This is a genomic window from Runella limosa DSM 17973, from assembly GCF_000482465.1.
In the GTDB taxonomy this organism is placed as follows: Bacteria; Bacteroidota; Bacteroidia; order Cytophagales; family Spirosomataceae; genus Runella; species Runella limosa.
On sequence record NZ_KI519422.1, the window covers coordinates 434,933 to 456,592 of the forward strand.

The 21,660-nt window shown below is 45.2% G+C and carries 19 protein-coding genes; 11 read left to right on the forward strand and 8 right to left on the reverse strand.

Features of this window, described 5'->3' with window-relative positions:
• Positions 1 to 39: 39 nt before the first annotated feature.
• The 4 genes from K339_RS0119735 (at position 40) to K339_RS0119755 (ending at position 4,746) form a co-directional block, all read left to right on the forward strand.
• Entirely contained in the window at positions 40 to 1,488 is a 1,449-nt protein-coding gene (locus K339_RS0119735; protein WP_028525146.1) for a Gfo/Idh/MocA family protein, read from the forward strand.
• A 174-nt stretch (positions 1,489 to 1,662) separates the two neighbouring features.
• The gene (locus tag K339_RS0119745; protein ID WP_028525147.1) at positions 1,663 to 2,721 is read left to right on the forward strand and encodes a zinc-binding dehydrogenase; all 1,059 of its coding nucleotides are present in this window, start codon (positions 1,663 to 1,665) and stop codon (positions 2,719 to 2,721) included.
• Positions 2,722 to 2,739: 18 nt separating this feature from the next.
• Positions 2,740 to 3,990, forward strand: a complete 1,251-nt coding sequence (locus K339_RS0119750; RefSeq protein ID WP_028525148.1) for an MFS transporter — start codon at positions 2,740 to 2,742, stop codon at positions 3,988 to 3,990.
• A gap of 6 nt (positions 3,991 to 3,996) precedes the next feature.
• Positions 3,997 to 4,746 (forward strand): sulfite exporter TauE/SafE family protein, encoded by a 750-nt coding sequence (locus K339_RS0119755; protein WP_028525149.1) that lies wholly within the window; start codon positions 3,997 to 3,999, stop codon positions 4,744 to 4,746.
• Positions 4,747 to 4,797: 51 nt separating this feature from the next.
• Here the strand turns inward: K339_RS0119755 and K339_RS36125 are convergent, their stop codons facing one another.
• Positions 4,798 to 7,473: a cellulase family glycosylhydrolase gene (locus K339_RS36125; protein WP_051398129.1), complete on the reverse strand. Its 2,676-nt coding sequence runs from the start codon at positions 7,471 to 7,473 to the stop codon at positions 4,798 to 4,800.
• A 269-nt stretch (positions 7,474 to 7,742) separates the two neighbouring features.
• Between K339_RS36125 and K339_RS0119765 the strand changes: the two genes are divergently transcribed.
• Genes K339_RS0119765 through K339_RS0119775 form a run of 3 tightly spaced genes read left to right on the forward strand, consistent with a single transcriptional unit; the run spans position 7,743 to position 9,622 of the window.
• A complete protein-coding gene (locus K339_RS0119765; protein WP_037301153.1) occupies positions 7,743 to 8,222 on the forward strand; it encodes an RDD family protein in 480 nt (159 codons plus the stop codon).
• Positions 8,222 to 8,602, forward strand: coding sequence for a DUF2752 domain-containing protein (locus K339_RS34250; RefSeq protein WP_051398130.1), 381 nt, complete (start codon positions 8,222 to 8,224; stop codon positions 8,600 to 8,602). The genes K339_RS0119765 and K339_RS34250 overlap by 1 nt, the downstream gene beginning before the upstream one ends.
• A 6-nt stretch (positions 8,603 to 8,608) precedes the next feature.
• Positions 8,609 to 9,622, forward strand: a complete 1,014-nt coding sequence (locus tag K339_RS0119775; protein WP_028525151.1) for a threonine aldolase family protein — start codon at positions 8,609 to 8,611, stop codon at positions 9,620 to 9,622.
• 408 nt (positions 9,623 to 10,030) lie between these two features.
• Here K339_RS0119775 and K339_RS0119790 read toward each other — a convergent pair whose 3' ends face one another.
• Positions 10,031 to 10,507, reverse strand: coding sequence for a hypothetical protein (locus K339_RS0119790; RefSeq protein ID WP_028525152.1), 477 nt, complete (start codon positions 10,505 to 10,507; stop codon positions 10,031 to 10,033).
• Between the two features lie 265 nt (positions 10,508 to 10,772).
• Between K339_RS0119790 and K339_RS0119800 the strand changes: the two genes are divergently transcribed.
• Positions 10,773 to 11,366 (forward strand): DUF502 domain-containing protein, encoded by a 594-nt coding sequence (locus K339_RS0119800; RefSeq protein WP_028525153.1) that lies wholly within the window; start codon positions 10,773 to 10,775, stop codon positions 11,364 to 11,366.
• A 2-nt stretch (positions 11,367 to 11,368) separates the two neighbouring features.
• Here the strand turns inward: K339_RS0119800 and K339_RS0119805 are convergent, their stop codons facing one another.
• From K339_RS0119805 to K339_RS0119820, 4 genes are all read right to left on the reverse strand, one after another.
• Positions 11,369 to 12,583: an MraY family glycosyltransferase gene (locus K339_RS0119805; protein WP_028525154.1), complete on the reverse strand. Its 1,215-nt coding sequence runs from the start codon at positions 12,581 to 12,583 to the stop codon at positions 11,369 to 11,371.
• Positions 12,584 to 12,677: 94 nt separating this feature from the next.
• Positions 12,678 to 13,448, reverse strand: a complete 771-nt coding sequence (locus tag K339_RS0119810) for a glycosyltransferase family 2 protein (protein ID WP_028525155.1) — start codon at positions 13,446 to 13,448, stop codon at positions 12,678 to 12,680.
• Positions 13,449 to 13,491: 43 nt separating this feature from the next.
• Positions 13,492 to 14,067, reverse strand: a complete 576-nt coding sequence (locus K339_RS0119815; RefSeq protein WP_028525156.1) for a WcaF family extracellular polysaccharide biosynthesis acetyltransferase — start codon at positions 14,065 to 14,067, stop codon at positions 13,492 to 13,494.
• On the reverse strand, positions 14,009 to 14,947 hold the full coding sequence (locus K339_RS0119820; RefSeq protein WP_028525157.1) for a glycosyltransferase family 2 protein: 939 nt from the start codon (positions 14,945 to 14,947) through the stop codon (positions 14,009 to 14,011). Before K339_RS0119820 ends, K339_RS0119815 begins: the two co-directional genes overlap by 59 nt.
• Before the next feature lie 95 nt (positions 14,948 to 15,042).
• Here K339_RS0119820 and K339_RS0119825 point away from each other — a divergent pair, with 95 nt between their 5' ends.
• From K339_RS0119825 to K339_RS0119835, 3 genes are all read left to right on the forward strand, one after another.
• On the forward strand, positions 15,043 to 16,266 hold the full coding sequence (locus K339_RS0119825; protein ID WP_028525158.1) for a 3-phosphoshikimate 1-carboxyvinyltransferase: 1,224 nt from the start codon (positions 15,043 to 15,045) through the stop codon (positions 16,264 to 16,266).
• A 106-nt stretch (positions 16,267 to 16,372) separates the two neighbouring features.
• Positions 16,373 to 18,142 (forward strand): ABC transporter ATP-binding protein, encoded by a 1,770-nt coding sequence (locus K339_RS0119830; protein ID WP_028525159.1) that lies wholly within the window; start codon positions 16,373 to 16,375, stop codon positions 18,140 to 18,142.
• A gap of 21 nt (positions 18,143 to 18,163) precedes the next feature.
• Positions 18,164 to 19,018 carry a flavin reductase family protein gene (locus K339_RS0119835; protein ID WP_028525160.1) on the forward strand — a complete coding sequence of 285 codons (855 nt, stop codon included), beginning with the start codon at positions 18,164 to 18,166 and terminating at the stop codon, positions 19,016 to 19,018.
• Here K339_RS0119835 and K339_RS0119840 read toward each other — a convergent pair.
• Positions 19,015 to 20,607 carry a serine hydrolase domain-containing protein gene (locus K339_RS0119840; protein ID WP_028525161.1) on the reverse strand — a complete coding sequence of 531 codons (1,593 nt, stop codon included), beginning with the start codon at positions 20,605 to 20,607 and terminating at the stop codon, positions 19,015 to 19,017. The two genes, K339_RS0119835 and K339_RS0119840, sit on opposite strands and share 4 nt — an antisense overlap.
• A gap of 3 nt (positions 20,608 to 20,610) precedes the next feature.
• Positions 20,611 to 21,342, reverse strand: coding sequence for a GDSL-type esterase/lipase family protein (locus K339_RS0119845; protein WP_028525162.1), 732 nt, complete (start codon positions 21,340 to 21,342; stop codon positions 20,611 to 20,613).
• Between the last annotated feature and the right edge of the window lie 318 nt (positions 21,343 to 21,660).

The following is a 21,660-nucleotide window of genomic DNA, read 5'->3' on the forward strand; positions in this document are numbered from 1 at the left end:
GTATAGAAAATTCTTAAACCCCCAAAAACCAGTATTCTCATGGAAGAAAAAAAAATCACTCCACACGCCAACAGTCGTCGCGATTTTTTGAAGGCGTCCTCGGTGGCAGCCACTTCTTTTTTCATTGTTCCTCGTCACGTATTAGGCAAAGGTTTCGTTGCTCCCAGCGATAAGCTCAACATTGCGGGAATCGGTGTCGGTGGAAAAGGGAAAAGCGATTTGGCGTCGTTTGCCAACAGTCCCAACGTCAACATTGTCGCCCTCTGCGATGTGGACGACCGCCAAGCCGTTGAATCCCGCACGCGTTTCTCCAAAGCCACGTATTACAAAGACTTCAGAGAGATGCTCGCGAAAGAACATAAAAACATCGATGCTTGCTCCATTTCTACCCCCGACAACACGCACGCCGTCGCAACGCTGGCTGCCATGCAATTGGGCAAACACGTTTACACCCAAAAACCACTGACGCACGATATTTACGAGGCGCGGATTTTGGGCATGGCGGCGAAAAAATACAAAGTAGTCACTCAAATGGGCAACCAAGGTGGTTCGGGCAATGGCGTTCGTCGGATGAAAGAAATTTATGATTCGGGCATCATTGGCGACGTGCATAAAGTATTGACGTGGACCAACCGCCCTGTTTGGCCGCAAGCCATTCCGACTGACAAAACCTACGAAGTTCCCAAAGAATTGGATTATGATTTGTGGCTCGGCCCTGCCAAAAAAGTGCCTTACAACGAAGCCTATTTGCCTTGGAACTGGCGCGGTTGGTGGCCTTATGGTACGGGAGCACTCGGCGACATGGCTTGCCACATCATGGATCCCGTATATCGTATTTTACCAATTGATTATCCCACTTCGGTGGAGTGTAGCGTAGCAGGTACGTGGACGTTTACGCTCCGTCCCCAAGACGACAATCCCGACTGGACGCCCTTTTCGACATCCATCCACTTGGATTATCCGCGTAAAGACGGCAAAGGTAACATCAAAGTAAGCTGGTACGACGGCGGAATTTTACCCGAACTCCCAGAAGAGTTATTGCCAGGTGAAAGCTTTGGAAACTCCGATGGTGGCGTGCTTTTTATTGGAACCAAAGGAAAACTCATGGCCGACTGCTACGGCGCGAAGCCACGTTTGTTGCCATTAAAAGCCAACGAAACCCTCAACATTCCCGAAACCATACCGCGCGTTCCTAACGAAGACCACTATTTGCAGTGGGTAAATGCGTGTATTGCAGGCTATGGCAAAGGCGTAACAAGTTCGCCGTTTGAGTATGCGGCACCGTTTACCGAAAGTATTTTGATTGGGAACTTAGCCATCCGTAGCTGGATGTTGCGCGATAACCCAACTGCCAAGCGTTCGGTTGACCGATATAATGGCCGTAAGAAATTATACTACGACGCGCCAAACATGAAAATTACGAATTATGACTTGGCCAACCAATTTGTAAAACGTGACTATCGCGAAGGCTGGAGCTTAAATCTGTAATTTTTTAGTATGTAATTAATCATAGACCTTCCAAGTTTTCAAAACTTGGAAGGTCTTGCTGTTTTTTGGGAACTTGGAAGGTCTTGCTTTTTATAAACATAAGTTCAGTAACTATAAACAAAAAACACCACCTTTGTGATTTCACTTTTATTCGTAAAAAAGGAATTGCAAACAATGGATTCGGGAAAGATAGTAGTGTTTACGGCACCAGGGCAGGAGATGAAATTGCTGAACAAAAAAATACCTGAATTACGCCCAGGTGAAATCTTGGTTCAGAACCTTTACACTACCATTTGTGGCAGCGATTTACACACATTTTGCGGCCTACGAAAAGAAAAAACGCCCACGATTTTGGGCCACGAGATTGTCGGGAAAGTTGTTAAAATAAGCGATGCTCATTCGGGGAAAGACTACTCAGGAGCTCCGCTTCGTCAGGGTGACGTCGTTACGTGGAGTATTTTTTCAGCCACTGAACCATCTGACATGGCACAACGCGGAATGCCCCAAAAATCCGAAAATGCCTTCAAATACGGCCATGCCCTCGTCACCGACGACGACTGTTTTCACGGTGGTTTGGCCGAATATACCATTCTGAAACCCAACACGGCGCTGCTTAAACTGCCTGAGGAAGTGCCCCTTCCCGTGGCGGCCACCATTAATTGTGCCGTGGCTACCGTGGCAGGAGCGTTGCGCCTCGCGGGCGAACTCAGCCACAAAACGGTACTTATCACGGGCATGGGGCTGCTGGGCGTTGTGTGCGCGGCGATGTGCCGAGTGGCTGGTGCCGCCAAAATCATCGCAGCCGACATTGATGAACGCCGTTTGCAGCAAGCCCTTCCTTTTGGGGTAGATCAAGCGTACTTGCTTCAGCACCAGACTATTGACAACACCATCGACGTTGTCTTTGACATGAGTGGCGCTCCCGACGCCATGGAAGCGGGCATCGAAGCCCTCGGCGTGGGAGGCATGGCGGTGTGGGTGGGAGCGGTCTTTAAAAATCGCAAAATCGAAATAGACGCCGAACAAATCATTCGCCGCTTGATTACCATTCGTGGCTTACACAACTACAATTATGACGACTTTGCCAATGCTGTGGCCTTTATTTCTCAGCACCATCAGTCGTTTCCTTTTGCCCAAATTGTCGCTCGTGAGTTTACGCTTCCACAAGCAGAACAAGCTTTTGAATATGCTTTAAAACACAAACCCCTCCGCGTCGGGATTCGTATTGACTAACCTTAACTTACCCTTTTCATGAACAAATCGTTTCGGAGCCAACAGTGGAAAATGCTATTGGTAACCATGTTATGTTACTTGTTTTTTTACACAGGTCGGCACAACTTCGGGTGGGCTGCCAAAGGCATGGCCGCTTCTTTAAACATCCCTTACACTTTCATCGGCTGGGTGAGTTTTGCGATGCTGTTGGGGTACGCCATCGGGCAATTTATCAACGGCAACCTAGCTGACCGCGTCAGTGCGCGGTTTATGGTAACGACGGGAGCGTATTTGTCGGTACTTACCAACATCGCCATTAGTTACAGCAACTCCATTACCCTCATCCTGATTTTATGGGCTCTTAATGGCTATTTTCAGTCGATGGCTTGGGCGCCTGGCAGTAAGCTTATTAGCAATTGGTGGAGCAAAGCCGAGCTGGGGAAAGCCTTCGGATTTTACACCATGGCCGCAGGGTTTTCATCGGCTGTCACGTATCTACTTTCCATTGTTTTACTCCAGCAAGGCATGGAGTGGCGGATGCTTTTTCGCCTTCCAGTGTTATTGTTACTGGTAGCTGCCACCATTTTTTTGATTTTTGCCAAAGACACCCCTTCGCAAGCAGGTTTTACGTTAGACAAAGAACATGCCTCCCAAAACGCAGTAGAAGAAGGTTGGTGGAGTCGCTACCGCACTGTGCTGTCGCACCGCCATTTTTTGTTTACGGCCTTGGCACTCGGTTTTGAAAGCATGGCGCGTTATGGCCTTATTTTTTGGGTTCCCGTCCATTATTTGGGCAAAACGTGGAAAGAAAACCCCGCCAACCTTTGGGTGACGTTTTTGCTACCCGTTGGCATGGCCTTCGGCGCGCTGTCTTTTGGACTTCTTTCTGACACATTTTTTAAAGGAAACCGCATCCACGCTATTCGTTTTGGAATGGCCGTCAGTGCGGTTATTTCATTGCTGGTTTTTATTACCCCAACGGATAGTTTGGTTCTAGGCGGTTTTTTGATGCTTTCAGTTGGCTTTTTTGTCTATGGCCCTCAATCCTGTTTTTGGGCACTTAGTCCTGAGATGTTGGGGCAAACTTACACGGGCACGGGCGTAGGTTTGATGAACATGTGCGCTTACGTTTTTGCGGCCCTTGGCGAACCTTTATTTGGATATATTATTGACAAAACGGGTAATACCTCCACCATTTTTATCTTTATTGCAGGAATTTGTTTCTTGTCGGTCGTGATGATTTCATTGGCAAAAAGGGCTTGGGCAAATTCGGTTAAACGCGTAGTTTGATAAACAATGGATATCTCTTCGACTTTTACGTGGCAACTTTGGGCTTTGGTATTTCTAGGAGCCTTCATCATTGGATTGGCCAAGGCCGGTCTCAAAGGCGTCGAAATGCTCAATGTCACCATCATGGCTTTGGTATTTGGCGGGAAAGCCTCGACGGGGGTAGTGCTGCCAATGCTTTGCGTTGCGGATATTTTGGCCGTTTTTTATTACAATCGCCACGCCCAGTGGAAGTATTTTTGGCAACTTTTACCTTGGATTATTTTGGGAGTACTGTCAGGAGTGTATATAGGAAATTTGTTGGAAGAAGCTGTTTTTAAGAAAATTATGGCTTTTGTCATCTTACTTATTGTGGGAGTAATGAGCTGGCTCGAATACCGCAAATCGGCTCCTATTCCTACCAGCAAGTGGTTTGCCGCGATGATGGGAATTGTGACGGGTTTTACAACCATGTTGGGCAATCTGGCGGGGCCACTTTCGACCATTTATTTTCTCGCCCTTCGCCTTTCCAAAAACGATTTGATTGGCACGGCCGCTTGGTTGTTTTTGGTGATAAATTTATTCAAACTTCCGTTTCAGGTATTGGTATGGCACAACGTTACGTTTGATACCCTTCAGCTTAATCTTATGCTGCTGCCTTCACTGGTATTGGGCTTTTTTGTGGGCATCCGAATCGTTTCTATCATCCAAGACAACAATTACCGACGCGTTATTTTAGGGTTAACCTTACTGGGAGCGTTAGTGATTTTTATGCGGTAGTTGAAAAATAAACGGCACACTAGCCCTTGCTGTATGCCGTTTATGGTTCTTTTATTGTTTTATTCCTTTTAAGGTCAAATGCGTTTTATCCTCGTAATTCACCCGAATCAGGTAAATTCCCGTCGATAAATGTTCGCCAAAACTCACTTTTGTACCTCGCGTTATTTTTTCAAGTCCAACGCGCTCTAGCCCTAAAATATCATATACTTTGAGCGTTTCGACGTTTTTGCCCGACACCCATGTGAATACATCCTGAGTAGGATTAGGGTAAAGTAAGAACGCGTCTGAAAGAGTTGCTTCCTCCGCAGCCACTCTGGCCGTTGCACAAACGCTCACCGTTTTGCAGTATTGCTTGTACCAAGGAGAAGCCGAATAATTTACCCCCACGCATACCTGTCCGCCCGTAAACCACTGACCAATATTAATCGTCACTTTATAAGGCTGCCCCGATGTAGGCGTCATACTTTGTACCGAACCCGTACTCCACCAAGAATAATTGGTAGCATTGGCTCGGTTGGCTACGTTGAGCTCAAAGGTTTTTATTGAATTAACGGCGGCACAGTCATCGCCGATAATTTCAGCGGTCGAAGTGGGAGGATTCGTAACCGTAACCGAAACCACCGCCGAAGTCGTTGTTGCTCCTTGGTTATCAGTCGCTTTCGCCGTTAAACTATACGAGCCTGCCACCACGTTCGTCCAGCTAAATTCGTACGGCGAGGTCAGGTCTTCGCCCAGCTTGGTAGTACCGTTATAAAACTCCACTTTGGCGATGCTGCCATCCGCGTCAGAAGCAGTGGCGGCCAACGAGATAGAAGCAGGTGGCAGAAACGTCGCATTGTTGGATGGCGCGGTTACGCTTACTGATGGTGCTTGATTGACCACGGGAGGTTGTCCTGTACAAAGTGTCACTGTTTTACAAAACTGCTTGTACCAAGGTGCGGCCGAATAATTGACGCCAACGCACACTTGTCCGCCCGAAAAGTTAGGGCCAAAATTAATATTGACTTTAGAAGGTTGCCCCGACATTGCCGTAATGCTTTGAGTAGAACCCGTACACCACCATGAAAAACTGTTGGCATTGGGTAGGTTGATAGAATTTAGCTCAAACACTTTAACTTCGTTACTACTCACGCAATCGGGGCCAATAATGTCTGCGGAAGGATTGCCAGGAGTATTTACATACACGGTTACACTTCCTGAAGTAGTAACAGCATTTTGATTATCAGTAGCCTTCACCGAAAGCGTATAAGCTCCCGATGCTACGTTGCTCCAATCAAAACTATACGGGGCCGAGGTATCTTCCCCGAGTTTGGTTGAGCCATTGTAGAACTCGACTTTTGCCACACTTCCATCGCTATCCGCGGCATTGGCCGAAATCGTAATCGTAGCAGGTGTCGTAAACGTCGTCCCATTGGCGGGGGCGGTCAGACTCACCGTTGGTAGCTGGTTGGGAGCAGGAATGGCAGTTACTTGCACCAGCGACGACGTCAGTGGCCCGCTTGACGCAAGTAGTGCTTTGGCCGTAAAAGTATAGGTTCCCGCTTGCACATTCGAGAGGGTTAAAGTGTAGGGAGCAGTTGTATCTTCTCCTAGCTTGGTAGCGCCATCGTAAAACTCCACCGCCGTTGCCGTCGCATTTCCAACGCTTGCGTTGATGGTTAGAGTAGTGCCAATTGTCACGGTCGAATTATTGGCTGGACTCGTAATTGTCACAAAAGGCGTAGGAGGGCCAAAGTTATCGGCGGGGTTCAGGATTTTATCTTTGACCCACGTTCCTGAGGTGCTCGTATTGTTCCAACCATTGTTGCCACACGCCCCAGGCATCAACGCTGCCGACGATTCGTCTTTGTCGCAATAACTCCAGTTGCACCAGCTTATTTTCATGCCCGATGAGTTATTCCCTCCCATAAAGCTTACCCAATTTTGGGCGTTGGTGTAATCGTTCCCGCCGTTTCCTGAGTAGTTGCTTGTCCCCCATTCTGATACAAACAGAGGTACAGTTTTGATGACATCGTCGATGTAGCTTTGGGTATAATGCGAGCCTGCGTAGAAGTGGAACGTGTACATGATGTTGTGGGCGTTCGGTCCCATTAGCGGATTGGAACGGACGTCACCTGGCGAACCACTCCACGAAGGTGTTCCCACCAAAATAATGGCGTCGGGGTCGTACTGACGGATGGCTGGGATGACCTGCTCGGCATAACTTTTGACCGACGACCAGCTGACACCGTTGGGTTCATTACAGATTTCGTAAATGACGTGTTTTTTACCCGCGTGCTGCTGCGCCATTAACTGAAAAAATTCAATGGCATCGGCGGTGTGCAGGTTAGGGTCACCAGGGTTCAGAATATGCCAATCAATGATGCAATACATCCCAAACTGAGCCGACCAATCGACCAACTGATTGACTTTATTGCGCAGACCGACTTTGTTATTCATGTACCCACCTTCGTCCACGTACATGGCTGCCCGAAACACGTCCGCGCCCCAGTCGTTGGCCAGCGTTTGTAAGGCCGAAGAAGTATAACATTGATCGAACCAATGCAACCCGTGCGAGCTCATTCCCCTCAGCTGAATGGGCGTACCTGCTTCGTTACAAAGTTGGCGATTAATTACCTGTAAACGGCCGTTGGCCGCCAAAGGAGTGGAAGATTGTCCGAAGGTAAAAGCATGGACAATGAAAAGGAGCGCAAACACTCCGAAGATACGTACAATTGCGTTTTTCATACACCTAAAATTTAATGGAACAATAGATAAAAAATATGCTCCCACGCTATTTTTAGCGGGGAAAATAATGCCATTAAAAAGTAGGGGAAAATGCGACTAGGGGTAAATATACGCGTTTTTGACTTTTTTTAGTCGCATTTATTACAATCTTTTTTTGAGTCCCTAAATAGGCTTTCTTTTGTCTATTTTCTGGATAAAAACTTGTTTTTTGTTCAGAAAACTCTTGCTTTGCATAAGTTCACTTCTTCCATCCCTAAACCTCTATTTTCATGAACAACTTTCCACTTGCTGGGTTTGGTAATCGTTTGGTTGCACAACTCATTGACGGTATTATTTTAGGTATTGCGTTTAGTATTATTATCATTCCTTTTGGTGGTTTAGCCGCTATTTTGGGACTTGGTTCGGCAGGAGTATTTGATGGTTCTGATGAGGCTACGGCGGCAGCAATGGGTCTTTTCGGAATGGGTCTTATCGGCCTTATTTTATTTAGCCTACTTACCCCCTTTTTGTATGATGCCTTTATGGTAAGTTCTGCCAAACAAGCTACGCTGGGCAAAATGATTATGAAAATTAAAGTGGTAGGCCCTAATGGCGAACGCCTTACGTTTAGTCAAGCGTTGGTGCGGTCATTGATTAAATACATCTCAAGTCATTTTTGCATTTTGCTGTGGTTATGGCCATTATTTAACCCCGAAGAGCAAGCCTTGCACGATTTAGCGGCCAAAAGTTTAGTAATTCGAGAAGCGTAATGATAAAAAAAGTCATCCTGACGGTAATGGCCTTGGTCATTACCGTTTTTTATTTTTACTACAATCCTGCTGTTCAATCGTTTGGGCCGCCTTGCCTCATTCACAAAACCACAGGCTTGTATTGCTGGGGCTGCGGTGGGCAACGGGCGTTTCATGCGCTACTTCACGGAGAATTTCGTATGGCATTTCAGTATAATGCACTCATTTTCTTGGTTCTGCCGCTTTTAGGCGTGGTTTTGTACGCCGAACTCTTCGACGATGTCCGCCCGTTTCATTATCTTCGCCGCCGCTGGGTAGTCCTCCTAGCCGTAGGAATATTTTTCCTGTTTACGATTATTAGAAACCTAGACGGATTTGATTTTTTAATTCCAACAAACTAATTTCTTATGCTTACCATTGACCTTCGTTCCGACACCGTTACCAAACCCACCAAAGCAATGCTCGAAGCCATGTTTATCGCCGAAGTCGGTGACGATGTCTTCGGCGATGACCCTACTGTTAATGCGTTGGAAACCAAAGCTGCGACATTATTTGGCATGGAAGCGGCGCTTTTTTGTAGTTCAGGAACCCAAACCAATCAACTGGCCATACGTGTTCATACCTGCCCTGGAACTGAGGTAATTTGTGACAAACTTTCGCATATTTATTTGTACGAAGGTGGCGGTATCGCGCTCAACTCACTTAGTTCGGTCAAATTATTAGACGGAGATAAAGGTCGCATCTCTGCGCAGCAAGTACGAGATGCCATCAACAACCCCGACGACGTACACGCGGCTGTTTCGCGCTTAGTTTCTCTCGAAAATACGATGAACAAAGGCGGAGGCTGTTATTATAGTTTCAGCGAAATTGAAGCAATTAAAGACATTTGTACCCAAAATGGTTTGGCACTTCATTTAGATGGGGCTCGCCTGTTTAATGCCCTCGTCGAAACGGGTGAAACCCCGTTCCAATACGGTCAAGTTTTCGATAGTATCAGTATTTGTTTGTCCAAAGGGCTGGGCTGCCCCGTCGGGTCTTTGTTGTTGGGTAGTAAAGAGTTTATCAAACAAGCCCGTCGAGCTCGTAAGGCCATGGGAGGCGGATGGCGCCAAGCGGGTTATCTTGCTGCCGCAGGAGTTTATGCCCTCGACCATCACGTAGAGCGCCTTCGCCAGGATCACGCCCGTGCTCGCGCCATCGGAGAGATCCTAAAAGGCCGCCCCGAAGTAGAAGAAATTTACCCGATTGATACCAATATTGTAATTTTTCGTTTACCCGAAACCATCCTTGCCACCGATTACGTAGCCCAGCTTGCTTCTCAAGGCATCCGAGCAGTAACGTTCGGGAAGCACTTGGTTCGCTTTGTGACCCACCTCGATTTTACGGATGAACACCTCTCAGAATTACAAAAACGGCTCTAAAGTTATTTTTCGGTAACAAAATGCGTATTTCTACGCTATAATTTTGTCCAAAAAGGTGGCACTTTTGTTGCTGTAAAATTTTTGTGATTTTTTTTAAACCTTTTTGTACTTTTTCCCGTCTAAAGTAAAAACAGGCGCAAAAAGCAATGTGATTGAGAAAAAAGCAGAAATGCTATTTTTTCTACAATAGCAAGGCAGAAAGTCCGTTAATTGAGCTAAATTAGTTGTTTTGTTAATTTCTAAATCGTCCGTCAAAGCCATGAAAAAAGTCGTCAAACTCTTGTCAGTTGCTTTAGCAGTGGGTGCAGCCGTATATACATACAAAAAGTTGCAACCTAAAAAAGCATAAAAAAGGGGCGTTGCTGAGGGTCAGCAGCGCCCTTCGCTTTTATGTCCAGTTTGACTTGTTTATGAAGCAACGCCCAGGCGTTCAAAACCAGCATTCTTCTCTGCGGTAGTTTCAAAAATACCCTTCGTTTTTTCAAAGTGATACTCCCGAATCACCATTTTTTGGGCAATTTGTACGAGTTCGTTTTCATCAACCCCTGCGGGAACCTCACCTGCCCACTGCAAGAAAGTTTGGTAGTCCTTAAAATCGCATATCGGTAGCGACATAGCCAAAATTCTACACAAGCCATCAAGCGTTGTTGTATCAAAACAACAATTCCACGGGCTATTCCACATTTTACTGTAACTTTTTTTTGCAGCTTCAGGAGTGGGGACTTTTCCCAAATGATGACAAAGGGGAATTTTTTCCGAAAACCAGTGAAGCAACTTCTTATCAGTGGGTCTATTTTTGGGATAATCCTCTATTGCCCAAGCAAGAAGACTTGTCAATAAGCCCATGTAATAGGCTGAGTGAGTAGGGTTGGGTTTACGTGGCATAGAACTAAATGGTTTAGATGTCGGTACACCAAACAACTAAGTATGCGCACGAAAGTACTTTTAACGGGGTAAAGTTAACACCCTGTAAAAATGAGACTAATGAATTTAAAATGCTAGGAATGAAAGTAGAAAATTTTAGGAATCTTATTCATGGGTATCAACAAGGAACTTCCCTCGACCAATAGCAGTTACTAATTCATAACATTTCATAGTGATTAATTAGCCTTGGAAAGTGCAGTTTCCCTAAGTCACTATTTATTTCAAAATGCTTCAAAATCGATTCATAAAACGGGTTTTTGCCTACTTTGTACGGGGGCTTGTGCTGGTCGCTCCCACTTATTTTACGTTCCTAATTATCAAAGAAGGCGTTTCCTATTTGGACAGTATTTTACCCATTTACATTCATACCGATGCCAAGCATCCACTTTATTTGCCAGGGCTAGGGCTGCTGATTATCGTCTCAAGTATTGTTTTTTTAGGGTTTATTTTTTCCCGCTTCGTGCCCCAATCAGTATTTAGTTTTAGCGAAAGTATTTTGAAGAAAATGCCGTTGGTGAGTTTGATATATTACTCTATCAAAGATCTAATTTCGGCTTTTGTGGGCGACAAGCGTAAGTTTAACCAACCTGTATTGATTACAATCAACCCTCAGTCTGACCTAAAAAAACTGGGTTTTATAACGCAAAACGACCTTTCTAGCTTCGAGCTTAGTGAGTACGTAGCCGTTTATTGTCCACACTCTTACGCGTTTTCGGGGGAGTTGTTTATTGTAGCAAAATCCAACATCAAGATTCTCGACAACGTATCGAGCACTGACGTCATGAAGATGATTGTTTCGGGAGGGGTTTCGGTCAAATAGCCTTACAACCCACGAATCACACGGCGTGCCCATGAGTTACGTCCGCGTGGCGTGTCGGGGGCTTTGAAAACATCCGTCCACGTCATTTGCTTTTTGCGCTTCATTGCCCGCATTTTAAGGAAGTAGCCCGCGCTAAGATAAATACAGAACAAGCCTACCAAGATAAAGAAAGCTTCGGTATTGGTAATGTATTCAAATGTCATGAAGTAACCCATGACGTTGACAATAGTCATTGCCCAAAACGTAAGTGAGGTTTGGATGTGGGTAAACCCATTGTCTAAAAGCACATGGTGCATGTGATTGCGATCCGCTTTAAACGGAGAGCGGCGGTTGAGGATACGCACCAAAAATACGCGCAAGGTATCAAAAATAGGAACAATCAAAAGCACTACCGCAAGAATAGGGGCATTGAAGAAGGCGGTAGAATCATGTTGATAAGTAATGTTAAGACGGATAAATTTCACGGCAAAAAATGCCAACAAGAAGCCTACAATCAACGACCCCGTATCGCCCATGAAAATTTTGCTCGTCTTTGAAAAGTTGAACCGTAAAAAGCCCAAAAGTGCCCCCGAAAGGGAGAAAGCCATGCAGGCCATTGAGAAATGGTGATTTAACAAAAACCAGGTTCCAAAACTCAAACTTGCGATAAAAGCGATACCTCCTGCAAGCCCGTCCACGCCATCAATGAGGTTGACGGCATTGATAATGGCAATGAAAATAAAAATTGTGAACGGAATACTGATGATATCTGGAATGTGAGTCCAGCCAAAAATACCAAAGAAGTGGTCAACTTTCAGTCCTCCAAGTAATATCAAGGTAGAAACGGCTACTACTTGAAGCAAAAGCTTTTTATTGGGGTCAAGTACTAAAATATCATCTTTGAGCCCTAAAAAGAACAGTATTGTAAGTCCCACCACTGCCAAGCTTGTCAAGTAGGCATCGGTTTGTTCGTTGGTATGGGGCCACAAAAAATGGGCAATTAGAAGCGAAGCATAAATCGCAATTCCTCCAAACTCAGGTGTTTCTTGCTGGTGAGAGCTGCGGAAATTGGGTTTCTTTTTCAGCTCCAATAATCCACTAATATTGATAATCACTGGAATAGACGTAATGGCCACAGCGCAGGCAATCAAAAAGGATATAAGGCACTGATACACTTCGTGTTGAAGTATATTTTGATACTGGCTTCTGAGTACGTCTATTAGTATATCTGCGTTCATAGAATTCCGTTTCTGCCTTTTTGTCTCTCATAACGGAAGACAAAAATTATAAAAATTAGCTTATGTCACAAAAAACACTCCCGAAAATACGATTCTATTTATTATTCGGTCGTTTTGGTTTGTAAACAAATTGTAAAACCTTTCTAAGGGGTTTGAGCCATAAAGTGAACCAATAGGGCTCCAATCCATTTAGATGCCAGGCTTCTCGGTCACTTTGGTTTGCCTTTAAGCGATTCCCCACTGTTTTGTTACTTACCCCGCCCGTTCGCATCACGGTGACAATCTCGGGAAGGTAAGTAACCTTTAGACGTTGCTTGTATAGGAAACGTAACATTAATTCGTAATCTGCCGCGCTTCCCAAATCAAGACGATACGTCCCAAGCTGCTCATAAGACGCTTTTTTTACAAAAAACGTTGGGTGAGGGGGCATCCAACCGAAAAGAAATTTTTTTCTATCAAACCCGCCCGACTTCCAATAACGTTTTACCTGTGTCGTATCGTTTGCATCTACGTAAACCAAATCGCCATAGATGCCGTCAGCGTCCGTTTCTTTCAACTTTGTCACTAACTTCTCAATGACTTGGTTGTCTGCATAAAAATCATCGGCATTTAAGATCCCGATTACTTCGCCTGTTGCGTGGGCGATACCTTTGTTCATCGCATCATAGATACCTTGGTCTTTTTCAGAGATAAATACCGCAATTTTTGTGCCGTAACTAGCGACTATCTTAGGTGTATTATCGGTTGATTTTCCGTCAATTACGATGTATTCTATATCGTGATATGACTGATTTAGCACCGATTCTACACAACTCTTTAGCGTCTGTTCTCCGTTAAAAACTACTGTAATAATACTTACTTTCAAAGCCTCTTGGGTTGGTGATGAGATGATGTTTAACGTTTTAGCGTTACTCCGTTATTTTACGTTCGCGGATCCACTGAGCGGGATTTCCTTGATAAATACCATAAGGCTCTAAGTCGCGTACTGCCACTGAATTGACGGCTAATACAGCATGTGAACGACAGGTAACCCCTGGGCAAACCACCGCTTTGGCGCCAATCCATGAACCTTCTTCGAGAACAATTTTACCCACCTTCAAATCAAAAGTACTTCGGGTATAGTCGTGGTTTCCGGTCAGGAGCATGGCTCCTTGCGAAAGGCACACATTGTTCCCAATCACAATCTCGGTTAAGCTATCAATCCATACCTCTTCACCAATCCAGACGTAATCTCCAATCGTAAGTAACCAAGGATACTTGATGTTTACTTTGGGTTTAATCATCACATTACGCCCGACTTTCGTTCCAAAACCTCTCAAAATAAAACACTTAATAGAGGCGGGCAACGGAAAATACGAATTAAAAAAAAGTGCATTTACCAGAAACCAAAGCACATTTTTCCAAAAAGGCGGATGCTTGTACCAACTATTGTCGTACCGAGACAGGTCGGTTTTGAACCGATGATAGGTCTTTTCCGTATTCATTTCGGAAAAATTCAATGATAGCTTGTTTATCTTTTCCAACTCGAAACTCTACTTCAAACAGTTTGGCATCCACCAAGAAACGATACCATAACCCTTGTAAAAAGTGCCATACTAAGCCTTTCTTACCATCAAGGAAGCCAAACTTTATAAAATAACGATACAAAAAATAAGCGAATGGACGAGTAAAAAGGGGTAAGGAAGCATACTTTTGCTTTAAATAGCGCTTCCGTTGCTCTTGTGTTCCAAAAAGCTTGGGAATAACGCGTTCTGCTTCTGCAAAATTATACTTTATGTCCAATAAATCAATCACTTCTCGAATGGCATAATTATTATGTTTTTGCGTCCACCACGTGAGGTTATTCAAATTATGATCTACAATGTCATTTTTGAATTGGACTGTTTCCCCTTCCGAAAGTTTAATGTGTTCGTCCATCCAAAGTTCTTCGCAAATCCCCTTGTCGCGGTGCCATAACCGTAAGAGCCAAATGGGATAATACCCCCCGCGCCGAATCCATTGATTCATAAACATCACACGGCGCTTGACATATACACCAGTAATTGTAGGTACAAGCCCAGCAAGGGTTTGGTTGATTTCGTTGGCCAACTCAGGCATTACGTACTCATCGGCGTCCATGCGCATGAGCCACTTGGTCTGAAAAGGGGTATTCTCAATCCCAAAGTTAAACTGCGTAGCGTAGGTAATCCACGGGTTATAAACGACTTTCGCTCCTAATGATTCTGCGATTGCCACTGTACGGTCGGTAGAACCCGAATCCACAATAAAGATTTTGTCCGTAAACACCAGTAAGCTACGGAGACACCGTTCGATGTGCTTTTCTTCGTTGTGCGTGAGGATAATGACTGAAATATCAGATTTCACAGTTGTGCGATTTCAAGCCGCAAATTGTACTTTTTTAGGTTGAAAAGCAAAAAAATGGCCTTAACTTTGTAAAATTATCAGATTATCGACTCTCAATGCAAGCAGTAACCGTTTACCCACCTCTGGCGCCCATTCAAGCCCAAATCCAGTTAGCAGCTTCTAAAAGCGAAAGTAATCGCGCTTTGATTATCAATGCGTTATCGAATTTTGGAGGACAACTTTCTAACGTATCAGCCGCTCGTGACACCCAAACGATGCTGCGTTTGTTGCAATCGTCGGAAACGGTTGCCGATGTACTTGACGCTGGTACTACCATGCGTTTTCTCACTGCTTATTTTGCGGTGACAGGCCAAAACAAAACCATGACAGGTACACCACGCATGTGTGAGCGCCCGATCGGGATTCTGGTCGATGCCCTACGCACGCTTGGCGCAGATATTACGTATTTGGGGAAAGATGGATACCCACCAACCCAACTAAATGGGTTTAACTATTCAGGGGAAAATAAGGTAAGAATACGGGGCGATGTGAGTAGTCAGTATATTTCTGCCTTGCTAATGGTAGGGCCTACGCTTCCCGAAGGCATTACGTTAGAGCTTACGGGCGAGGTTGGTTCACGCCCTTACATCGAAATGACCCTTCAACAAATGGTTGCTTTTGGAGCAACGTTTGAAGCAGACTGGGAACAGAAAATTATCCGTGTTCCTGCCCAAAAATATACCCCAACTCACTACCAAGTGGAGTCTGATTGGTCGGGTGCTAGTTATTGGTACAGTGTAGTTGCGCTGGCCGAACAAGCTGAGGTAGAGCTTTTGGGTTTAAAAGAAAACTCATTGCAAGGCGACAGCGCCATTGTCAATATTATGCGACACATGGGCGTGGAAAGTACTTTTACGGCGCAAGGAGTTCTTTTGACCAAAATTCCTACCCAAGAAGCTTTTGCTTGGGACTTTACTGACTGTCCTGATTTGGCTCAAACCGTTGCAGCTTGTGCCGTAGCTAAAGGCATTACGGTGACAATGACGGGTATCGAAAGCTTAAAAATCAAAGAAACCGACCGTGTAGCGGCTCTTCAGGCAGAGTTACCCAAAATTGGTGGAGAATTAGTAGAAGTTGAAAGTAATACCAAATACGTAGTAAGACGTACCGTAGCGCCTACAACACAACCTATCATCGAAACCTACGACGACCACCGCATGGCCATGGCTTTTGCACCGGTAGGAATGGTAATGCCTATTGTTATTGAAGAACCGCACGTGGTGGCCAAGTCGTACCCAAGTTTCTGGGAAGACTTGAAAAAAGTCACAACTGTTGAATAAATCGTAGGAGCATCGCTTTCTATACTCCACTACATTTTGTCAGCCCGAAGCTAATACCTTCGGGCTAAAATCATTGTTTCATTTTACTGATATTTTCCTCAAAACAATGAAAAATCCCTATTTCTCGCTCTTACAAACGGCTTGGCGATATGCACGCAAAGAAAAAGGGCGATACGTGTTGGTGTATGGCCTTTTTGTCCTTGCCAATGTGATTTTTGCGCTTAATCCTCTTTTGTACGGCTGGTTTGTCGAAGCCATTCAAAAAGAGGGAACGGGTGTAATCAAGCACGTTTGGATGTATGCAGGTGGTTACCTATTCTTGATGCTGTTGGAGTGGGCTTTTCATGGCCCTGCGCGGGTTATGGAGCGCGAACTCGCGTTTAACCTGAGCCGTAATTTTTTAGAAGAACTGTATCACCAATCGCTGCATTTGCCCGTTCGTTGGCACCAAGACCACCATAGTGGCGCTACCATCAACCGTATTCGGAAAGCCTACGAAGCTTTGAAAGATTTTTTTCAAAACGGCTTTATGTTTTTGCATGCTTTTTCGAAGTTCGTCTTTTCGTTTTTAGCCATTCTGTATTTTTCTCCGCTTTACGGAAGCATTGGCGTTTTGATAGGAGTTTTTACGGTTTGGATTATTTTTAAGTTTGACAAACCCTTCATCAAAGCCCTCGACGAAACCAATGAAAAAGAACACGTCGTGTCATCGACTTTGTTTGATAGTCTTTCCAACATTATTACCGTCATTACCCTGCGCCTCGAAAAACGCATGGAAAATAGCCTGTTGGCCAAGGTAAAAGATATATTTCCGCCATTCCGTCGGACAGTGGTTATCAACGAATGGAAATGGTTTGTGGCGAGTGTGCTCATTGGGGTTATTTATGTGGTGGTTGCGGTTGGGTATGTGTATCAAAATTACGTTCCCAACGAAGTATTTTTAGTGGGCGGACTGGTCACCTTGCTGGGATATGTCAATCAATTTACCAGTGTTTTTCAGGATGTTGCGTGGCAATACACCGAAATCATTCGCTATAATACTGACGTTCAAACGGCTCGTTCCATCGGCGAAGCCTACCGTCAGCAGCACCGCGCCGAAGCCTCTGAAACACTTCCGTCTGATTGGAAAACAATACAAATCAACCATTTGAGTTTTTCGCATCACGATACCTACGATGCCCAGAAATCGGCGCATAGCCTTCATCAATTAAACCTGCGCATCCAACGAGGCCAACGCATTGCTTTTATTGGTGAAAGTGGTAGCGGAAAAAGTACCCTTTTGGCCTTGTTGAGAGGATTGTACGAACCCGAAAAAGGGACAAAATTGACCATCGATGGAAAACCAGTGGAAGGAGTTGGCCTGATTACGGACACCGTGACGTTGTTTCCACAGGAGCCCGAAATTTTTGAAAATACCATTGCTTACAACATTACGTTGGGATTGCCCTTTGCAGAACAAGATATTTGGCAAGTATGCGACACGGCCCAATTTAGCGAAGTAGCCCGTCAATTACCCAATGGTCTTGAATCTAACATTCAAGAAAAAGGGGTGAATCTTTCGGGGGGACAAAAACAGCGGTTGGCGTTGGCCCGTGGCATTTTGGCCGCCCGAAGCAGCGATATTGTATTGCTAGATGAGCCTACCAGTAGCGTTGATCCCAAAACTGAGTCATTGATTTATGACCAATTGTTTGACGAATTTAGGGGCAAAGCCGTACTTTCGTCCCTGCACCGTTTGCACCTTTTGACCAAATTTGACTACGTGTATGTGCTCGAAAACGGCCGAATTGTTGACCAAGGTACGTTCGAGTCCCTCAGGGCAAATAGTCCAGTTTTTCAAGAATTGTGGAAACATCAAGAGAAAGCTTCGAGTTAGTGAATCATAACCAAGATATTTATGCTAACCATCAACCCTAAAGACGTTTCAGTACCCGTATTGCATCACTTTTTGCAAGGTGCGGTGGCGCCTCGCCCCATTGCTTTTGCCAGCACGATTGATGCCGAAGGCAACGTAAATCTCAGCCCATTCAGTTTCTTTAATTTGTTTGGGACAAAACCCCCGACCTTGATTTTTTCTCCCAATCGCCGCGTGCGAGACGGAAGCAACAAACATACGCTGGAAAACGTACAGGCCGTGGACGAAGTGGTGATTAGCATGGTTGACTACGCGATGGTGGAGCAAATGTCGTTGGCGAGTTGTGAATATCCGCGTGGTGTTAACGAATTTGTAAAAGCAGGTTTTACCGAAGTTCCATCCCAACTGGTGCGCCCTCCGCGCGTTGGCGAATCAAAAGCCGTATTTGAGTGTAAAGTCAAACAAATCATTTCGTTGGGCGAAGAAGGAGGAGCGGCCAATCTGGTGATTTGCGAAGTGATTCTAGCCCATTTTTCGGAGGATATTTTGGGAGAAGATGGCCGTATCGACCAGCGCAAAACCGATTGGGTAGCTCGCATGGGCGGCGATTGGTACGCACGTGCCTCGGGCGATGCTATTTTTGAAATTCCCAAACCAAGTACTCAAAAAGGCATTGGGGTTGACTTGATTCCTGATTTTATCAAAAATAACCCTGAATTTTCGGGAAATAACTTAGGGCGTTTGGGGAACATCCAACAGTTGCCTGAGGCCGATAAAATTGAAGATTTTAAAGCCCAGCATGCGGGGCAAGATTGGGTAACGACAGCCAAGCAGTACCTTTCGGAAGGAAAAGTAGAACAAGCTTGGCTATCGTTGTTGGCTTCGCAGCAAGTCTAACCTAACGCTTTTCCTTGTAGTACAGGGCGTTTATCTTTCGCTCCCGACATTCGGTTGATGCTGTTGTCGAAACTTACCGTCAGGCCATCGCCTTCAAAATGACAAATGATATAATTGCGGTGCGGTGATTCGTAATAGCGCAACGTTATTTCAAACGTATTGGCGTCTTTCCACGTACCACTCGCCGCTATTTTGGCAATTTTTTCGGTTTTAATTTTCTGGGAAGCTACCAAATTGGGTCTTGGCAAGTCGGTTTGTCCAAAGACCCATTTTTCCAATCCCACTTCTACTTTATGCTCACCCGTTGCATCTTTTAGCATGAATTGATACGTACCTCCTTCGCGGTACGTCAGCGAAATTTGCTGTACATTCATCGAATTTGTTTCGACTGCAAACGCTTTCCCCGATACTTTTACAGCTTCCGAAGGCTTTACATTGCCTTTGGGTGGCAACAAAGCCAATGCCGCCATCCGTTGCTTCAAAGCACTAGCCGAAGCCGCATTGGCAGGTAAGGCTTGCTGCTTCATGGCGGGCAGAATGTGCTCCCATACCAAGTCCAAAATTCCCTGCATATCAGGCGTTTCGCTCGTAATGGCCAATACTGCATCTTGGTCGGGCATCACAATCGTGTATTGTCCATACGCTCCGTCGCCTCGGTAGGCGTTGTGCTGGCAGCGCCAAAACTGATAACAATAGCCCTGAAGCCAGTCATTTTTTTCGTTGGGGCGCGTTGGTTTGGCGGGAGAAGGTTGCTGAATTTTAAAGGTCGTAGCTTCTTCTACCCAGGCTGCTGGAATGATTTGTTTGCCATTCCACTTGCCTTTTTGAAGGTACAATTGTCCAAACTTCGCCATGTCTTCGGTACGGACGCGCAAGCCCCACCCGCCCGTATTGATGCCCAACATATCCTCTTCCCAATCAGCACCTTCAATGCCAAGAGGTTCGAACAAACGAGGGCGTAGATAGTCGATAATTTTTTGCCCTGTTACTTTTTGCACAATGGCCGAGCACATGTAGGTAGCCATGCTATTGTACAAAAATGTACTGCCTGGGTCGTTTTGAATCGGGAAGGCCAAAAACGTTTTTATCCAATTGGCTTCATCCCGAATGCTTTGGCCCGTTGGATCCACGCCGTGCCCTACCGACATCGTTAGGAGGTCTTTAACCGTCATTTTGGCCAAATAATCACTGACCGTTGCGGGCGCGTATTCGGGGTAAAATGAAATCACTCGGTCGCTGGTTTTGAGCTTGCCTTCATTTACCGCAAACCCTACAGCCGTGGAAGTAAAACTCTTACTCATCGAGTACATAGTATGTTTTAATTCTGCCCGATACGGTGCCCACCAGCCTTCGGCCACCACTTGGCCGTGCCGAACGAGCATCATACTGTGAAACTCGTGCTTACTTTGGGCAATAGCGTCCAAAAACGCATTGATATTTGCCGAATCAACCCCTTGTGCTTCGGGAGTACTACGAGGTAGTCGAACGGCTGATTTGCCCCAGCTGTCGAACGGCAATGCCGCCGAAAGCCCTAGGCCAATTCCTGCCAAACCTAACTGTTGGATAAACTGACGACGCGTAGTTTGCATGGTCTATTTGTATTTTTTTTGTAGAAAAGGAACAAGAATTTTGGCGTATTCACGATAGCCTTGCGGGTTGATGTGGAGGCTATCTTTGGTATATAGTTCGCTTTTTACCGTACCATTAGGGTGAAATAGCGCGGGGTTAATATCCACGTACGACAAACGCTTTCCTGTACTAAAGGCTTTCACCATTTTATTTCCTTTGGTAACTTCAGCCCAGTGCTGGCGGCGCGATGGCGATAGCTTCATTGACACAAAGCAAATGTGAGTTTTGGGAGAACGCTTGTGAATAAGCGAGACAAAATCTCGGTAAGAGTCGAAGAGTTGTTCGGCCGACTTGAATTTTTTTCCTGATAAATCATTCTCGCCCCCATAAACAACCAATAATTTCGGCTCGTGCGGAATCACCGTTCGTTCTGCATAATGAATCAGTTCGGGAATAGTAGAACCCCCAAAACCACGGTTGACGACGGGCAGCGGGGCCAAATCAGTCGCCATGTCTTTCCATAGGCGCCAACTGGAACTTCCGTACAAAACTACTTGGCCTTTTTTGATATCTTTGGTTGCATCTTCTTGCTCAAATTTCTTAATTTCTTCTTCAGAGCGGTCGATTTTGTAGTCTAGCGCAAAAGGCTCGGCGATAGGTTGATAGGTAAGGCTACTACGTTGGCAGGAGGCTACCACAAGAAGCAATAAAAAGCTACTTACGAAAAAGTTGCGTTTGGTACATAAAGCGGTCATAGGTGGAGTGTTTTCTAGTTGAAAGCGCCAAAAGGTTAGAATTTACGCTTAGACCGAAAAAAAAGCTACCCTAAGAAGGTAGCTTTTTTTGCTCACAAACACTTGACCTAGTTTTCAAAAAAAGATGTTGATGTGTCTATAGTAGGACTCATGGCGCTGCCACGAGACGTAGTTACAAGTCAAAGATAAGATATAAAATCGCCATTTCCTCACAAATAGTACAGTTTTACACAAAAACTAAAATTATCAGTTGCAGTAATTCCGACAAACAAAAATCCGACTCTTCATCGAAAAGTCGGATTCTCCCACGATACCTAA

Bases quoted from the DNA above. Each gene is read 5' to 3' on its own strand.
- K339_RS0119825 (WP_028525158.1), top strand. From the start codon at position 15,043: ATGCAAGCAGTAACCGTTTACCCACCTCTGGCGCCCATTCAAGCCCAA.
- K339_RS0119750 (WP_028525148.1), top strand. From the start codon at position 2,740: ATGAACAAATCGTTTCGGAGCCAACAGTGGAAAATGCTATTGGTAACC.
- K339_RS0119775 (WP_028525151.1), top strand. From the start codon at position 8,609: ATGCTTACCATTGACCTTCGTTCCGACACCGTTACCAAACCCACCAAA.
- K339_RS0119815 (WP_028525156.1), bottom strand. From the start codon at position 14,067: ATGAATACGGAAAAGACCTATCATCGGTTCAAAACCGACCTGTCTCGG.
- K339_RS34250 (WP_051398130.1), top strand. From the start codon at position 8,222: ATGATAAAAAAAGTCATCCTGACGGTAATGGCCTTGGTCATTACCGTT.
- K339_RS0119765 (WP_037301153.1), top strand. From the start codon at position 7,743: ATGAACAACTTTCCACTTGCTGGGTTTGGTAATCGTTTGGTTGCACAA.
- K339_RS0119790 (WP_028525152.1), bottom strand. From the start codon at position 10,507: ATGCCACGTAAACCCAACCCTACTCACTCAGCCTATTACATGGGCTTA.
- K339_RS0119745 (WP_028525147.1), top strand. From the start codon at position 1,663: ATGGATTCGGGAAAGATAGTAGTGTTTACGGCACCAGGGCAGGAGATG.
- K339_RS0119805 (WP_028525154.1), bottom strand. From the start codon at position 12,583: ATGAACGCAGATATACTAATAGACGTACTCAGAAGCCAGTATCAAAAT.
- K339_RS0119735 (WP_028525146.1), top strand. From the start codon at position 40: ATGGAAGAAAAAAAAATCACTCCACACGCCAACAGTCGTCGCGATTTT.
- K339_RS0119840 (WP_028525161.1), bottom strand. From the start codon at position 20,607: ATGCAAACTACGCGTCGTCAGTTTATCCAACAGTTAGGTTTGGCAGGA.
- K339_RS36125 (WP_051398129.1), bottom strand. From the start codon at position 7,473: ATGAAAAACGCAATTGTACGTATCTTCGGAGTGTTTGCGCTCCTTTTC.
- K339_RS0119835 (WP_028525160.1), top strand. From the start codon at position 18,164: ATGCTAACCATCAACCCTAAAGACGTTTCAGTACCCGTATTGCATCAC.
- K339_RS0119800 (WP_028525153.1), top strand. From the start codon at position 10,773: ATGCTTCAAAATCGATTCATAAAACGGGTTTTTGCCTACTTTGTACGG.
- K339_RS0119845 (WP_028525162.1), bottom strand. From the start codon at position 21,342: ATGACCGCTTTATGTACCAAACGCAACTTTTTCGTAAGTAGCTTTTTA.
- K339_RS0119830 (WP_028525159.1), top strand. From the start codon at position 16,373: ATGAAAAATCCCTATTTCTCGCTCTTACAAACGGCTTGGCGATATGCA.
- K339_RS0119755 (WP_028525149.1), top strand. From the start codon at position 3,997: ATGGATATCTCTTCGACTTTTACGTGGCAACTTTGGGCTTTGGTATTT.